Raw genomic sequence first — 15,671 nt, 5'->3', positions numbered from 1 at the left:
CCTCTATAAAATCATCCGTAATAAAATGTTTACAATAATTATAAAAAAGCTTTTAAAACCTAAAAGTCATCTTAATAAAGTTAATTAACATAACTTTTCTAAACCACGAAAATAGAGCTCTGTCGCAATCGATTGATGTAATCGCCATTGAATCACATCAAGATCTAAATTTACCCTTTTGAACTCTTCGTATGTCATAAAATAGCGGATTGTATTACTACCAATACGATCATTAATACTATTTATAATAATATTTATTTTTTCGTTTCGGATTTTTTTTAGTTCTTGCATTGCTTTTCCGACAAACTCTGGGATTGGCTTTGTACCATTTTCCCAATCATGCCATGTATTAATATCTGTTTTGCCAATATATTCACTAGCTTCTGATACTTTTAGCATAAGAAAACGACGATACGCTTGCAATTCTAAGTTAGTCATAAATACTCCTTATTATAATGCGCTTGATCTATCCAATTAATATATTAACTTTGCCTATGCCAACGTAATATAGTTGGCAATAGCAGCTAATTGTATAAACAGTAGAAAATACGATTAATTCCAATTTAACTAGATATGTTTGCCAGTTTGGTAATTAATGTTTAGCTAAAGCATTAACTACAGCTTGTTTTGCTCGTTCAGAAAGATCTTTTCCTGTCCAAATTTTAAATTGAGCATTTGCTTGACCAATAAACATTTCACGCCCTGAAATAGATTCCCAGCCAGCTTTTTCTGCTTCTTGTCTAAAACAAGTATTATATGGAGTATAAACAATATCGTAAGCCACGCCTTTACCTTTAAACCAAGCTTGTTTATAAGGTGTTTGATTCTCAAATTTACCCGTCATACCTAATGGTGTTGAATTAATAACAATTTGAGCTTCAACTTTGCTACGGTCTTCCCATGAAATAGTTTTAAGGTTGAATTCACTAGCTAATGCCTGAGGTAAATCATCAGCAATATCCGTTACTGTAATATCGGTATAACCAAGTTCCTGTAATCCCACTACAGCTGCACGTGCAGCACCTCCTGCTCCAAGTAATAACACTTTTTTGAATTCTGCTGGCAGTTTTTTATTTTGAAGTGGCTCCATGAATCCAATAATATCTGTATTATCCCCACAAAGTTTATCCCCATCCCAATACACCAAATTCGCAGCACCTGCTTTTTTTACATGATCTGTCACTTCATCTAAATAAGGAATGATAGTCTGTTTATGTGGAATAGTGACACATAATCCACGGATATTTAGTAATCTGACTGATTTAAAAAGTGTCGGTATCTCTTCTGGTGGAGTAGGAAAAGGAACTAAAACTGCTGGGATCCCATAATCTTGAAATGACGTAGTATGAATAAGTGGACTCATACTGTGCCCTAAAGGATAACCGATAATGCCATATATACTATATGGCGTGAACTGGTTCATATAATCTCCTTATAAATTGGAAAATTAACACGATATAAATAAAAATCTTAATCAAGCTTATTAAAACATATTTATTATTAAATTAAATCATTTTTTCTAAAATGATGTTAAAGACAGTACATTGTTTTATAATGAATTGTTCGTTATAAGAAAAAAGTAAGTGCTATTACAAAAAATTTTTATAGAAATTTTATCTATCATATTGATTCAAAATGGTTTTAATAATTTTTAGAAATGTTGTTTTAACTAAGAAAATAAATATTATATGAGTTATGCCATTGTAAACTAATTTTATGCATAGGTAAGATAATACTTGAGAATTTGCGCATAACAGCGTATACTTCGCTACCTCATTATTATGGGTGTAGTGTGAGAGGTTAAGCTGCTTCTCAGATAGAACTGCAGTAAACTAAAAGCCTGACGAGGTCAATTCCATTAACATATTACGCCCAGGGCTTAAGCATAGAAATTTCGGAGAATTATTGACATGTCACGAGTATGCCAAGTAACAGGAAAAGGTCCTTTAGTAGGAAATAATCGTTCTCATGCGATGAATGCTACTAAACGTCGTTTTCTACCAAACCTTCAAACTCACCGTTTCTGGATTGAGAGCGAAAAACGTTTTGTAAAATTGCGTGTATCTGCTAAAGGTATGCGTACTATCGATAAAAAGGGTATTGATGCAGTTTTAGCTGAACTTCGTGCCCGTGGTGAAAAGTACTAATAAGGAAACCATATCATGGCTAAAGGTGTACGCGAAAAAATCAGATTAGTTTCTTCTGCTGGTACAGGTCATTTTTATACCACTAGCAAAAATAAAAGAACTATGCCTGAAAAAATGGAGATCAAAAAATACGATCCTGTAGTTCGTCAGCATGTTATTTATAAAGAAGCTAAAATTAAATAGTTATCTAATAAATACTAAAAACCCAGCAAATGCTGGGTTTTTTATATCGATTTGTAGACAAAATTATTGCTATTTTCAATAAAACAATATTAACCTATGGAAAATAACGAGTTGTTTATACTTTATAGTTAAATAATCTCAAAAAAATCAAGGTGCCTTCTAGAAATTACTTAAGCTTTGGTTTTCTATTTTTTGAATCGATAAATACTATATCAGGGTATGTAATTAATGAAATACCTAATTATGAAAAAAGAGAGCATTGCGAAGTTGATTTCTTTCTGATTAGTGGTCACCGATGGTGAAAGAGTTGAATCTGACATGACAAAATATTTCTTATTCTTATCAATAATTAAATAGATATATTTTGCGTAAAACTACCTGATAAACAGGTAGTTTTTTGGAGATAAATTAATCTACATAATTATTTCATCATTTTAAATATTGTTGTTCATAAGCTCTTGCTTTTTTGTCGTCAAAAGCATGTTCCCAACGTGCAATAACAATTGCTGCTAGTGCATTACCAACCACATTAACTACTGTTCTGCCCATATCTAAAATACGTTCTACCCCCATAATATAACCAATCCCTTCAAGAGGAATACCTACACTACCTAGGGTTGCCGATAAAACAAGGATTGACGCACCAGGTACACCTGCAATCCCTTTAGATGCAATCATTAAAGTGATGACAATAATAACCTGATCCAAAATAGTTAAATCTATGTGGAATAACTGTGCTAAAAAGATAACAGTAATACTTTGATAGAGTGTTGAACCATCAAGATTAAATGAATAGCCTGTAGGTATAACAAAACTAGTTATCGATTTTGGTGCTCCATAAGCTTCCATCTTTTCAATTATTTTAGGTAATGCAGTTTCAGAACTTGCGGTTGAAAATGCAATCACTAATTCTTCTTTCAAGATTTTTAATAATGTAAAAATATTAAATTTGCAAATTTTACAAACAAGCCCTAATACCACTAACGTAAAAATAATCATTGCCGAATAGACGGTTAAAATTAATTTAAGTAGTGGAAGTAATGATTCAAATCCATATTTAGCAACCGTTACCGTGATAAGTGCAAATACACCAATAGGTGCATAACGCATTATCATATTAGTTACTTTAAACATAGTATCTGAAATTACTTTTAAAAATAAAAGAAAAGGTTCACGTTGTTTATCTGGCAAAGACATTAAGCCTAGACCAAAAAAAACACAAAAGAAAATCACAGGTAAAACAGCACCGTCTGTCATAGCTTTAAAGATATTAGCTGGAATCATATCTAATATCATAACAATTAAACCATGAGGTTTACCGCTTAATTCTTCAGCTGCTTGGGTATACTTACTAATGTCTGTCGTTGCAAGTGTTGAGGAGTCAATTCCCGAGCCAGGTGAAAAAATATTTCCCCAAGAAAGACCTAATAAAATAGCAATAGTTGTAATAATTTCAAAATAGAGAATTGTTTTAAAACCTAAGGTCCCTAACCGTTTTGAGCCACCAAGACCTGCAATACCTAGAGTTAAAGTACTCAGTATAATTGGCAACACAATCATTTTAATTAACCGAATGAAGATATCGCCTGCAGGCTGAAATATATTTACTATTGAAAATTGATAATATGAATGCAAAGGGTGGTTTGTTGCAGAGAGCTCAAATAAATAAGCACCTACGGCAATTCCTAGAATCAAAGCAATCAAAATTTGCCATGCAAGATTTGTTAATATTTTTTTTATTAAAAATAACATCTAATACTATTCCTTTTTACGATTCTTTAAAATAAAAAAGGATTAGCAAAACTAATCCTTTTAGATTATTAAATAATTAATCCTCGGACACTTGAAGTGAATCGTGCCGTTCATTATTTTCCGATACCTCCGATTCACTTGCGTCATCTTCTGTTTCGGCTATTCGTTGTAATCCCACAACTTTTTCGTTGTCAGCTGTTCGAATAAGCATGACACCTTGAGTGTTACGACCAACAATACTTACCTCTGAAACACGAGTACGAACAAGCGTTCCTGCATCTGTGATTAGCATGATTTGATCGGTTTCATCAACTTGAACTGCGCCAACAACAGTACCATTTCGCTCACTAACTTTGATAGAAATAACACCTTTAGTTGCCCTTGATTTGGTTGGGTATAGTTCTTGCTGAGTACGTTTACCATATCCATTTTGAGTTGCTGTTAAAATTGCGCCACTACCTCTAGGCACAATTAATGAAACCACTTTATCATTGCTATCAAGTTTTATGCCACGTACACCAGCAGCCGTTCTGCCCATACAACGAACTTTATTGGCTGGGAAACGAACAACTTTACCATTAGCAGAGAATAACATAATATCTTCAGTCGTTGAGACTTCACCAATCAGGTTATCATCTTCTGAGTCAATCTCTTCAACAATGGCATCATCATAAAGTTCTTCATCATCAACAATAGCTGAAGGATCATTGCTAGTTAAATCAACGCCAATTAATTCATCATCATCACGTAAATTAATCGCAATAATACCGCCACTTCGTGGACGACTAAATTCAATTAATGATGTTTTCTTAACTGTACCTTGTGCTGTAGCCATAAATACACAATGTTCATCATCAAATTCTCGAACAGGTAAAATTGCAGTGATTCTTTCATTTTCTTCAAGAGGTAACAAATTAATAATTGGACGACCTCGAGAGCCTCGGCTGGCTTCGGGCAATTGGTAAACTTTCATCCAATATAATCGACCTCGGCTTGAGAAGCAAAGAATCGTATCATGAGTATTAGCAACTAATAGTTTTTCGACAAAGTCTTCTTCTTTGATTTTAGTGGCAGATTTACCTTTACCACCACGACGTTGAGCTTCATAATCTGAAAGTGGTTGATATTTTACATAACCTTGATGGGAAAGAGTAACGACTACATCTTCTTGAGCAATAAGATCTTCAATATTAATATCTGCACTGCTCGCTGTAATTTCTGTTCGTCTAGCATCTTGGAATTGGTCTCGAACGCTTTCCAATTCTTCACGAATTACTTCCATCAAACGTTCTGAGCTAGCTAAAATATGCAATAACTCACCAATTTGAAGCAATAATTCTTTGTATTCATCAAGAATTTTTTCATGTTCAAGGCCGGTTAAGCGGTGTAAGCGGAGATCTAAAATCGCTTGAGCTTGCGCTTCTGATAAATAATAATGTCCATCATGAATACCAAACTCTGGAGCTAAATCTTCTGGTCTAGCTGCATCATTACCTGCTTTCTCTAGCATGGACGAAACATTTCCAAGTTGCCAAGCTTGGCTCAATAATTTAGTTTTTGCTTCACTAGGTGTTGCAGCAGCACGAATGAGCTCAATGATAGGATCAATATTGGCAAGTGCAATTGCTAAACCTTCTAATACATGAGCTCGTTCGCGTGCTTTGCGTAATTCATAAATGGTTCGACGAGTTACAACTTCTCGTCGATGAAGCACAAAAGCTTCTATCATTTCGCGTAAATTTAGGAGTTTTGGTTGACCTTTATGTAAAGCCACCATATTGATACCAAATGAAACTTGTAATTGAGTCAAAGAGAAAAGGTTATTTAATACAACTTCACCAACAGCATCGCGTTTAATTTCAATGACTATGCGCATACCGTCTTTATCTGATTCATCACGTAATGCCGAAATACCTTCTATTTTTTTATCTTTAACTAATTCTGCAATTTTTTCGATCAGTTTTTTCTTATTAACCTGATACGGTATCTCATTAACAATAATGGTCTCACGTCCACTATGATCATCAACTTCTATGGTAGCTTTAGAGCGAATATAAATAATACCACGACCTGTGCGATACGCGTTTTCGATACCTTTTCGACCATTAATTAATGCTGCTGTTGGAAAATCTGGTCCATGGATATACTCCATTAAACCATCGACTGAAATATTTTCGTCTTCAATAAAAGCCAGGCAACCATTGATAACTTCAGAGAGATTGTGTGGAGGAATGTTAGTTGCCATACCAACAGCAATCCCTGACGCGCCATTAATTAATAAGTTAGGAATTCGTGTTGGTAACACATCTGGAATCATTTCTGAACCATCGTAATTAGGTGAAAAATCAACTGTCTCTTTATCTAGATCCGTTAATAATGCTCCCGCAAACTTTTGCATACGAATTTCAGTATAACGCATCGCAGCTGCCGAATCGCCATCAACAGAACCAAAGTTACCTTGACCATCAACCAACATATAACGTAATGAGAATGGTTGAGCCATACGTACAATTGTGTCATAAACTGCTGAATCACCATGTGGATGGTATTTACCGATTACATCCCCAACAACACGAGCAGACTTCCTATAAGGTTTATTCCAATCATATCCAGCTTCATGCATAGCGAATAAAACGCGCCGGTGAACAGGTTTTAAACCGTCACGGACATCAGGTAAGGCACGCCCAACAATGACAGACATTGCATAGTCAAGATAAGAAGATTTCAATTCATCTTCTATATTAACGGGGGTTATTTCTTTGGCTAGTTCGGTCATAACACCATGTACTCTTATTAATTTAAGTCATCAAAATAGTTCACAATTATAGCATAAAATCACTATTAATGCAGAATTAAACCTGATTTATTTCAGCTTATTTACTGTGAATAAATAGCCTATTCTCGATTAATTGGCATAAGCAATTTAAAATCATGGCATGCATTTCGTATGCCATTACTTTTTTATAAGACGGAATTCTAATTTCAATATCATTCTGGCCTAATAAGCCAATAACTTCACCACCATCAAAAGCAGTTAATGCGACAATTTTCATATCTTTAATTACCGCTTCTTGAACAGCACGAATGATAGAGCGGCTATTCCCTTGGCAAGTTGCTATAATTAAAACATCACTTTGTTGTCCTAATGCTTGAATTTGGCGAGCATAAATTTCCTCATGATTAGCTATAGCACTCAATAAAACATTGTCTGATACTAAAGCCATTGCAGGAATACTTGGTCTTTCAATATTAATACTGGTGATTAAACGTGAAGTAAAGCTTTGTACATTAGCTGCGGATGGACCATTACCACAACTCATAATTTTATTGCCATTAAGTAAACTATCGACAATAATATTTGCGGCCTTTTCAATAGAATAACCAAGTGATTCCGCCATCACTATTTGAGTTTGAATACTTTCAGTAAAATAATTTTTAATTAAATCTTGCACGCTTTTCACCTAAAAATTAAAATGCATTAATAATCCATTTTTGGCTGTGACCTGTAATAGCAAAAACATCAAATCTAAACTCTGTATCTTCGATATTTAAATTTTGCGCTATCATCCATTGTTGGGCAGCCTGCCTAATTTTATTTTGTTTATTTAGTGTAACGGTCATCTCCGCATCACCAAAGTTAGCATTTTTTCGATAACGTACTTCAATAAAAACAAGACATTTATTATCAAGCATAATTAAATCAAGTTCGCCAAAGCGAAATTGGCTATTATGTGCAAGAAGCATAAGCCCTTGCTTAAGTAAATATTGGCAAGCTATATTTTCATAATGCTCGCCAATTTGTTTTTTATTCGCTTTTTGAATCAGATTTATCTTCGCCATAAATATATTGCTGCCAAGAGAGTGCACGTGTCACTTCGCATTGATCACTTGTTGATAATTTACCTGTCATACCATCTAAAAAATTAGGTTGATATGAATTAAGTTGATTAAAACGATTTGTTAGTCTCCACGCATCAATGCCCATTGCATACAGGCGAATTAATGAATAATCTTTCTGAATGTTGCTAGGTATATTTGTATTTACCTTATCCATTTGATTTATAACCATAGGGATATCTGCATATTCAGTTTTATTCATATCATAATTAAAGTCATTAGAAGCATTAGCTACATGACTTTTAGAACTTGAATAAAGTGTAACCTCAGATGAGTTTCCAATAGTTTTATTTGCACCCATATCAAGCATTGGCTTTATCAACGTCAATTCATCATATGAAGAATAAACATAAATAGCATCAAATCCAGCTGATACCATTCCCCCTGATAGCGTTTCATCTATTAAAATAGGATTTCCCGTAAGGCTAATCCCTATGTTACGATTCATATTGGCGCTTAGTGTTTGAGTGTTACCAAAGTATTGTACGTAAGCTTGTGAACTATTTGCTGACAATTGTGACCACTGTGCAGCAAAACTTTGTGCAACACGTTTACCCAAATCATTTTGAGGGACTAACAGTAATGGTTTTATTTTATTTTGAGAATAAATATGGTCTGCCGCATCTTTTGCTTCATCTTCAGGAGATAAAGCAAAATAACACATTTTATTTGCAGACGAAGTAGTGTTATCAACCTTATTCAAGGCTAAGACAGGAATAGCTGGCTCTAGTGATTTTAATTCAATAACTTCTTTCTTTAATAAAGGACCTACAATTAACTCAACATTTTGTTCCTGTGCTTGCTGGATTAAAGTATTCATTGGCGCACTAGTTGTATCAAGTATAATCACATTTTGTTGTGGTTCTTGTGGAAAAAACTTAATTCCATCCATGTAACCTTGACGAATTGTTTCACCAAATATACGTGAAGAGCTATTTAATGGTAACAATAATGCAACTTTTTTTGCATTAGCATCAACAGCAAGTGTTTGTTCTCCAGTTAATATCGAGATAATCTCTTTTGCGGGATGATCTGGATATTGTATAGCCCAATTGTTGATAGCTTGTTTTAATAGCTGTTTTTGATTTTCGGATTTTGTGGCAATAATTTCTGGTGTATCATCATCTTGTGGAGTGGGTGCTTTACTCGCATTTTGGTAAGCATAAGCTAAATCAACCCAACCTTGTAATATAGTTTCATTTTCATCAACTAAAATTTTGCGGATTTTACCAGATTTTAATTTACGGAAAAAATTCCATGTATTATTTAATAATTGCCTTTTTTCTGTTTCTGATACATATTTTTCTAATTGAAGATAATCGTGGGCTTGAGCATTAATATCTTTACTATTTATATCCAAACCCAATTTAATAATGTAATAACGATACAGTTGTGAATTAGACAAATTTTCAATAGTTAATTGATTCAGATCAAATGATTTCCTTTTTTTTACAGCGATTTGACCCTCTGATAATAACTTTTCTTTTTGTTGCTCATCATTAAGTTTGGGTGGTAAATTTGATAATAATGTAGTTGCTTGTGAAAATTTATTTTCTTTTATTAGTGCACGAATAGCTAATAATTGCCAATTAACTTTATCTGTTCCAGAACTATTATCTGCTTGTGAAAGATAATAACTAGAATTTTTGTTATCATCAAAGTTAAGAGATTTCTCTGAATTTCCTAAAGTACAACATACCAAAAATGTAAATAATGGTATTATCAATATAGCATAAAAGTAACGTTTCAAGTTCATACCTACTCTCTTATAATTTTGTTATCCCCAAATTCGTTGTACATGAACCGTAATTTCTTCTCGATCATGATAAAGCTGTTTTGCTTGAATTTGTACGTTGATTTTTTTATTATTTAACTCTTTATTTAACGAATATAGATTTTGTTTTACTTCTTCATAACGTTTTTTCATTGGTAATTTGAGGTTAAAAATAGCCTCTCTACACCAACCATTAATTAACCATGTGGCTATTAATTCTGTCACTTTAGCTGGTTTCTCAACCATATCACAAACCAACCAATAAATATTATGCTTTTTAGGTATAAATTTAAAGCCATCTTCCCGATAATGTTTTACTTGTCCAGTTTCCATCAATTTTTCATCCATAGGTCCATTATCAATGGCATAAACCATCATACTTCTTTTAACCAGTTGATAAGTCCAACCTCCAGGACAAGCACCCAAATCAACAGCGTTTAAACCACCTTTTAATCGCTCCTCCCACTCATCATAAGGAATAAAAATATGGAAGGCTTCTTCTAATTTTAATGTAGAACGGCTTGGCGCATCAGAGGGAAATTTTAATCTTGGAATTCCCATATAAAAAGGCGAATTATTTTGACTTAGTGAATAACCAACATAACAACTGGTATTACTAATAAAAAATAAGTGGACAACGGGTCTTGATGGATTCTCAATTTTTAATAAAATACGTTTACTTCTTAATGCTTGACGAAGGGGCACGGTAAATTTACGACAAAAGCCAGAAAGCGCTTTACCTTCATTTGTATCAGCAACTTCAACACGTAGATCGCCAGCTTTGTCAATACATCCAGATAATGCATCAATGATTGGAGAAATACGGTTATCTGTAGGTAAATCAACTAATAGATCACCTGCTACAAACATTTGCCGTGCAAAAATTAGTGTTCGGAAATCTAAATTTTTTATTAATAATTGTGCATCATCATCTTTATAGCATTTAAAAACAACATAACCACTGTTTTCTTTAACTTTAGCAAAGCCATATACTTCTTTCTGAGCAGCTTTATCTGTAATTTCGTTAGCACACTCTTTTTCAAATCCACAACGGCAATAGAGAATAATTTTGTTTAGTTTTTGCATATTGTAATTTTTTGCTCTTTCAACAGAAGCTATAAAAAATATTCATATTAATCAGATTGAACATTATCAGTATATAAAGGTGCATCACCTTTTGGACGAGTTTTAAATCTTCGATGTAACCACATATATTGCTCAGGTGCTTTTAGAATTTCTTGTTCAATTGCTTTGTTCATAAAAGTAGCCGCAAGTACATCATCATCAATTGGATAACCTTCAAGCTCTGATGTTACATAAACAGTGTAACGACCATCTTTCTCACGCTTAGGAGTAAATGGTATAATAGCTGGCTGAGCTAATTTCACTAATATACGCGTGCCTACAGTTGTTGCAGCTTTTTTTACTGAAAATAGAGGCGCAAATACACTATTTTTAGGACCATAATCATGATCTGGTGCATACCAAAGTAATTCACCATTTTTTAGTGCGCGGATCATTCCCTTAGTATTATGCCGATCCAGCATATATTTATTTGATTTGAGTCGCCCTTTAAGCTGAACATAATCCATTACAGGATTATCATTTGGACGGTACACACCTACTCCTGGATGATTCATTCCTAAGATACGTGCACCTAGCTCTAATGTTAGAAAATGAATACCAATAAGTAAAACACCTTGACCTGATTGTTGAACTTTTGTGATATGAAAATCGTCTACAATAGAAACTTTTTTAGCAAGCCGTTTATCAGACCAAAACCATGCCATACCAGTTTCAAAAATTGCTAAACCTGTTGAAATAAAATTCTCACGCAACATCTGATCACGTTCAGATTGTGTTTTTTCAGGAAAACAGAGTTTAAGGTTTTGCCTAGCCGTTTCTTTACGTTTGCCGATTAATTTCATCGAAAGCAATCCTAACCCTTTTCCCAATTGATAAATGATTGGATATGGCAATAAAACGATTAAATATAAAATACCAATACCAAACCACGTTAACCAATAACGGGGGTGTAATAAACTTTTAGTAAAAATAGGGCGAATTTCTTGATTTTGACTCATATTAAGATCAAATTATTATTAATAATACAGTTGCTTATTATATCTTATTTTTCGGGAGCATAAAATAAACAAAGCCTAAGGACGTTATATCATTATTCTGTGACCAAATTTGTTATCAGTTTATATTTAAGTAGCTCACAGTTAAAACTATTCGCTATTCTTAAAATTATCTATTTTTATACTGAAACACATAGTTACCTGAAACTTTTTAACAAAAATTAAACAGCAACAGGCGCTTTGATTGCTGGATACGGTTCATAACCAACAATTTCAAAATCCTCAAATTTATAATCAAAAATTGTTGGAGGTTTACGTTTAATAACCAATTTTGGCAATACTCTTGGTTCACGACCTAATTGCAAATGAGCTTGTTCCATATGATTAGAATAAAGATGTGTATCACCACCAGTCCACACAAAATCACCTGCTTGTAATTCGCATTGCTGTGCAATCATGTGTACCAACAAAGAATAGCTGGCTATATTAAACGGCAATCCTAAAAATACATCACAAGAACGTTGATAAAGTTGACAAGATAGTTTGCCATTTGCAACATAAAATTGGAAAAAGGCATGACATGGTGCTAATGCCATTTGATCTAATTCTCCAACATTCCAAGCAGAAACAATCATACGTCTAGAGTCAGGATCATTTTTAATTTGATCAATTAATTGTGAAATCTGATCTATCTGGCGACCATCAGCCGCTCCCCATGCTCGCCATTGTTTGCCATAAACAGGACCTAAGTCACCATTTTCATCAGCCCATTCATTCCAAATAGTTACCTTATTGTCTTGAAGATACTTAACATTTGTATCCCCCTTCAAAAACCAAAGCAATTCATGAATAATTGAACGTAAATGACACTTTTTAGTCGTAACAAGAGGAAAACCTTCTTGTAAATTAAACCGCATTTGATGCCCAAAAATAGATAGCGTTCCAGTACCCGTTCGATCTGATTTAGGTGTACCTTCATCTAAAATTTTTTGTATTAACGCTAAATATTGTTTCATTGTGTTTTTGCCTTATTATTAAATCTATATGCAAATAAAAGAATAAAAATACCACCAATAATCATTGGTAAACATAATATTTGCCCCATACTGATAATATTTAAAAATAAGCCTAACTGCTCATCTGGTTGTCTAAAAAATTCTATAACAAATCTAAATAAACCATAGCAAAATAAAAATAGGCCAGATACAGAGCCAGTAGGTCTTGGTTTTCGAATAAAAATATTTAAAATAATAAACAGTACTATTCCCTCAAACACCATTTCATAAAGCTGTGAAGGATGCCTTGGTAAAATACCATTTAATTGGGAATAAAGTGAAAACCACTCTGGGTGAGACTGAACAAACATAAAATCGGCATGTGATGATGTTGGAAATAACATACCAATCGATGAATCAGTTACTCTCCCCCAAAGTTCTCCATTAATAAAATTACCAAATCGCCCAAACATCAAACCAATCGGGACAAGAGGGGCAACAAAATCACCGACTTGCATAAAAGTTTTCTTTGTTCCCTTTGCAAAAAGGGCAATAACGCAAATCGCACCAATTAAACCACCATGAAAAGACATACCGCCTTCCCAGACTTTAAATAAAATTATAGGATCTTTGATAAAAGCTTCTAAATTATAGAAGAAGACATAGCCTAAACGGCCTCCAATAAAAAGACCTAAAAACCCCCAAAACAATAAATTTTCAACCTGTTGTGACGTCCATTGGCTATTTGGCTTATTTGCACGGCGCTTAGCCAAATAAAGTGCACCCAGCACTCCAAATAAATACATTGCACCATACCAATGAAGTGATACCGGACCAATGGAAAAGGCTATTGGATCGAAATTAGGGAATTGTAAATATTGATTCATTTTTTATTACGCTTTTTGTTTTTCCGTTTATTAGCAAAGAAATTAAATCGTTTCTTTTTAGAAATATTAGTTACTGATGTCTCTATTTCAGACTGTATAGCAAACACAGATAAAGAAAATTCCTTCATTGCCTTTCTATAGACATCTCGTTTAAATGCAATCACCTGTCGAATGGGATACCAATAACTAACCCATTTCCAATCATCAAATTCAGGTGCTGAGGATGTATTGAGATTAATGACTGATACATCAGATATTAATTCTAATAAAAACCATTTTTGTTTTTGCCCAATACAAACTGGCTGATTTTCCCAACGGATCATCCTTTTGGGTAACTTATATCGTAACCAACCATTAGTAACGGATAAAATCTTCACATCTTTTGATGATAAACCAACTTCTTCGTTTAATTCGCGAAACATTGCCTGCTCAGGCGTTTCGCTTTGTTTTATTCCGCCCTGAGGAAATTGCCAAGAATTTTGCCCATACCGACGAGCCCAAAGTACTTGACCATACCTGTTACAAATAACTATTCCTACATTCGGACGGTAGCCATCATTATCGATCACTGACTACCTCAAAAAAATTTTTCTTGTATAGCTGAATTGTTTCATACATACAGCAAGAAATAAATAGAAAATAATTACAAAGTAACAAATACCTTCTTTTTTTGAATGTTTTTTATACTAATTAATATTTGTTACTGCATTAATTAATCTTCAATAATCAAAATGATATTTAATAAATATTCCAAAAAGCAAAAAGCCCAGCATGACTGCTGGGCTATATATTTAAAAGTCTGGCGGCACCCTACTCTCACATGGGTAATACCCACACTACCATCGGCACTACGGCGTTTCACTTCTGAGTTCGGCATGGGGTCAGGTGGGACCACCGCGCTATTACCGCCAGACATATCCTGTCTCTCTCAATCAGTATCAATATCTATTCATTATCTCATATCAATACTCATCTCTCAATCCGGAACAAACTGTTCTTTCAACTTTTAATCAAATCGCTATCGCGTAACACAAAACAACTCCGAGTTGTAAGGTTAAGACTCTCGGTTCATTAGTATCAGTTAGCTCAATGTATCACTACACTTACACACCTGACCTATCTACGTCTTAGTCTCAAACGGACCTTACTGAATCTCTTCAGGGAAAACTCATCTCAAGGCTAGTTTCGTGCTTAGATGCTTTCAGCACTTATCTATTCCGCACGTAGCTACCGGGCAATGCAATTGGCATCACAACCCGAACACCAGCGGTGCGTTCACTTCGGTCCTCTCGTACTAGAAGCAAACCCTCTCAATTTTCCTACGCCCATGGCAGATAGGGACCGAACTGTCTCACGACGTTCTAAACCCAGCTCGCGTACCACTTTAAACGGCGAACAGCCGTACCCTTGGGACCTACTTCAGCCCCAGGATGTGATGAGCCGACATCGAGGTGCCAAACACCGCCGTCGATATGAACTCTTGGGCGGTATCAGCCTGTTATCCCCGGAGTACCTTTTATCCGTTGAGCGATGGCCCTTCCATTCAGAACCACCGGATCACTATGACCTACTTTCGTACCTGCTCGAGCCGTCACTCTCGCAGTCAAGCTAGCTTTTGCCATTGCACTAACCTCCTGATGTCCGACCAGGATTAGCTAACCTTCGTGCTCCTCCGTTACTCTTTGGGAGGAGACCGCCCCAGTCAAACTACCCACCAGACAGTGTCCCTTACCTCGATTCAGAAGTATAGGTTAGAACATCAAACATTAAAGGGTGGTATTTCAAGGTCGACTCCACACACACTGGCGTGCATGCTTCTTTGCCTCCCACCTATCCTACACATTAAGGCTCAATGTTCACTGTCAAGCTATAGTAAAGGTTCACGGGGTCTTTCCGTCTTGCCACGGGTACACCGCATCTTCACGGCAATTTCAATTTCACTGAGTCTCGGGTGG

General features: G+C 34.7%; 14 protein-coding genes and 2 rRNA genes. 2 read left to right on the top strand and 14 right to left on the bottom strand.

Annotated features, from left to right (window positions below; translation table 11 throughout):
• Positions 1-84: 84 nt before the first annotated feature.
• Both A9G44_RS09265 and aroE read right to left on the bottom strand, forming a co-directional pair.
• The gene (locus A9G44_RS09265) at positions 85-438 is read right to left on the bottom strand and encodes an Aca2/YdiL-like domain-containing protein (RefSeq protein ID WP_065610611.1); all 354 of its coding nucleotides are present in this window, start codon (positions 436-438) and stop codon (positions 85-87) included.
• A 154-nt stretch (positions 439-592) separates the two neighbouring features.
• The gene (aroE, locus tag A9G44_RS09260; RefSeq protein WP_065610610.1) at positions 593-1,423 is read right to left on the bottom strand and encodes a shikimate dehydrogenase; all 831 of its coding nucleotides are present in this window, start codon (positions 1,421-1,423) and stop codon (positions 593-595) included.
• Positions 1,424-1,910: 487 nt separating this feature from the next.
• Here aroE and rpmB point away from each other — a divergent pair, with 487 nt between their 5' ends.
• Both rpmB and rpmG read left to right on the top strand, forming a co-directional pair.
• Positions 1,911-2,147, top strand: a complete 237-nt coding sequence (gene rpmB, locus A9G44_RS09255) for a 50S ribosomal protein L28 (protein ID WP_034884345.1) — start codon at positions 1,911-1,913, stop codon at positions 2,145-2,147.
• 15 nt (positions 2,148-2,162) lie between these two features.
• On the top strand, positions 2,163-2,330 hold the full coding sequence (gene rpmG / locus A9G44_RS09250) for a 50S ribosomal protein L33 (protein WP_025314526.1): 168 nt from the start codon (positions 2,163-2,165) through the stop codon (positions 2,328-2,330).
• Positions 2,331-2,759: 429 nt separating this feature from the next.
• Here the strand turns inward: rpmG and gltP are convergent, their stop codons facing one another.
• From gltP to A9G44_RS09190, 12 genes are all read right to left on the bottom strand, one after another.
• Positions 2,760-4,070, bottom strand: a complete 1,311-nt coding sequence (gltP, locus tag A9G44_RS09245) for a glutamate/aspartate:proton symporter GltP (protein ID WP_065610613.1) — start codon at positions 4,068-4,070, stop codon at positions 2,760-2,762.
• Between the two features lie 88 nt (positions 4,071-4,158).
• Complete coding sequence (gyrA, locus tag A9G44_RS09240) at positions 4,159-6,858, bottom strand: DNA topoisomerase (ATP-hydrolyzing) subunit A (RefSeq protein WP_081298311.1); 2,700 nt, start codon at positions 6,856-6,858, stop codon at positions 4,159-4,161.
• A gap of 97 nt (positions 6,859-6,955) precedes the next feature.
• Positions 6,956-7,534: an SIS domain-containing protein gene (locus tag A9G44_RS09235; protein WP_034913416.1), complete on the bottom strand. Its 579-nt coding sequence runs from the start codon at positions 7,532-7,534 to the stop codon at positions 6,956-6,958.
• A 16-nt stretch (positions 7,535-7,550) separates the two neighbouring features.
• Entirely contained in the window at positions 7,551-7,922 is a 372-nt protein-coding gene (locus A9G44_RS09230; RefSeq protein ID WP_065610608.1) for a YraN family protein, read from the bottom strand.
• Positions 7,888-9,735, bottom strand: a complete 1,848-nt coding sequence (locus A9G44_RS09225; RefSeq protein WP_065610607.1) for a penicillin-binding protein activator — start codon at positions 9,733-9,735, stop codon at positions 7,888-7,890. Before A9G44_RS09225 ends, A9G44_RS09230 begins: the two co-directional genes overlap by 35 nt.
• A gap of 21 nt (positions 9,736-9,756) precedes the next feature.
• Positions 9,757-10,839, bottom strand: a complete 1,083-nt coding sequence (gene rlmM / locus A9G44_RS09220) for a 23S rRNA (cytidine(2498)-2'-O)-methyltransferase RlmM (protein ID WP_065610605.1) — start codon at positions 10,837-10,839, stop codon at positions 9,757-9,759.
• Between the two features lie 47 nt (positions 10,840-10,886).
• Positions 10,887-11,837, bottom strand: a complete 951-nt coding sequence (lpxL, locus tag A9G44_RS09215) for an LpxL/LpxP family Kdo(2)-lipid IV(A) lauroyl/palmitoleoyl acyltransferase (protein ID WP_034913402.1) — start codon at positions 11,835-11,837, stop codon at positions 10,887-10,889.
• A gap of 218 nt (positions 11,838-12,055) precedes the next feature.
• Entirely contained in the window at positions 12,056-12,850 is a 795-nt protein-coding gene (gene thyA, locus A9G44_RS09210) for a thymidylate synthase (protein WP_034913399.1), read from the bottom strand.
• A complete protein-coding gene (gene lgt, locus A9G44_RS09205) occupies positions 12,847-13,716 on the bottom strand; it encodes a prolipoprotein diacylglyceryl transferase (RefSeq protein WP_065575365.1) in 870 nt (289 codons plus the stop codon). The genes thyA and lgt overlap by 4 nt, the downstream gene beginning before the upstream one ends.
• Positions 13,713-14,285: an RNA pyrophosphohydrolase gene (gene rppH / locus A9G44_RS09200; RefSeq protein WP_065590265.1), complete on the bottom strand. Its 573-nt coding sequence runs from the start codon at positions 14,283-14,285 to the stop codon at positions 13,713-13,715. Before rppH ends, lgt begins: the two co-directional genes overlap by 4 nt.
• A 228-nt stretch (positions 14,286-14,513) precedes the next feature.
• Positions 14,514-14,629, bottom strand: a 5S ribosomal RNA gene (gene rrf / locus A9G44_RS09195).
• A 137-nt stretch (positions 14,630-14,766) separates the two neighbouring features.
• Positions 14,767-15,671: ribosomal RNA gene (locus A9G44_RS09190) — 23S ribosomal RNA — on the bottom strand; the annotation flags it as partial.

The organism is Gilliamella sp. Occ4-3 (assembly GCF_001690675.1).
Lineage (GTDB): Bacteria > Pseudomonadota > Gammaproteobacteria > Enterobacterales > Orbaceae > Gilliamella > Gilliamella bombi.
Note: the sequence above shows the minus strand (reverse complement) of the source record. Positions and strands in the feature narration are given on the sequence as shown.

Bases quoted from the DNA above. Each gene is read 5' to 3' on its own strand.
- A9G44_RS09265 (WP_065610611.1), bottom strand. From the start codon at position 438: ATGACTAACTTAGAATTGCAAGCGTATCGTCGTTTTCTTATGCTAAAA.
- aroE (WP_065610610.1), bottom strand. From the start codon at position 1,423: ATGAACCAGTTCACGCCATATAGTATATATGGCATTATCGGTTATCCT.
- rpmB (WP_034884345.1), top strand. From the start codon at position 1,911: ATGTCACGAGTATGCCAAGTAACAGGAAAAGGTCCTTTAGTAGGAAAT.
- rpmG (WP_025314526.1), top strand. From the start codon at position 2,163: ATGGCTAAAGGTGTACGCGAAAAAATCAGATTAGTTTCTTCTGCTGGT.
- gyrA (WP_081298311.1), bottom strand. From the start codon at position 6,858: ATGACCGAACTAGCCAAAGAAATAACCCCCGTTAATATAGAAGATGAA.
- A9G44_RS09230 (WP_065610608.1), bottom strand. From the start codon at position 7,922: ATGGCGAAGATAAATCTGATTCAAAAAGCGAATAAAAAACAAATTGGC.
- A9G44_RS09225 (WP_065610607.1), bottom strand. From the start codon at position 9,735: ATGAACTTGAAACGTTACTTTTATGCTATATTGATAATACCATTATTT.
- rlmM (WP_065610605.1), bottom strand. From the start codon at position 10,839: ATGCAAAAACTAAACAAAATTATTCTCTATTGCCGTTGTGGATTTGAA.
- lpxL (WP_034913402.1), bottom strand. From the start codon at position 11,837: ATGAGTCAAAATCAAGAAATTCGCCCTATTTTTACTAAAAGTTTATTA.
- thyA (WP_034913399.1), bottom strand. From the start codon at position 12,850: ATGAAACAATATTTAGCGTTAATACAAAAAATTTTAGATGAAGGTACA.
- lgt (WP_065575365.1), bottom strand. From the start codon at position 13,716: ATGAATCAATATTTACAATTCCCTAATTTCGATCCAATAGCCTTTTCC.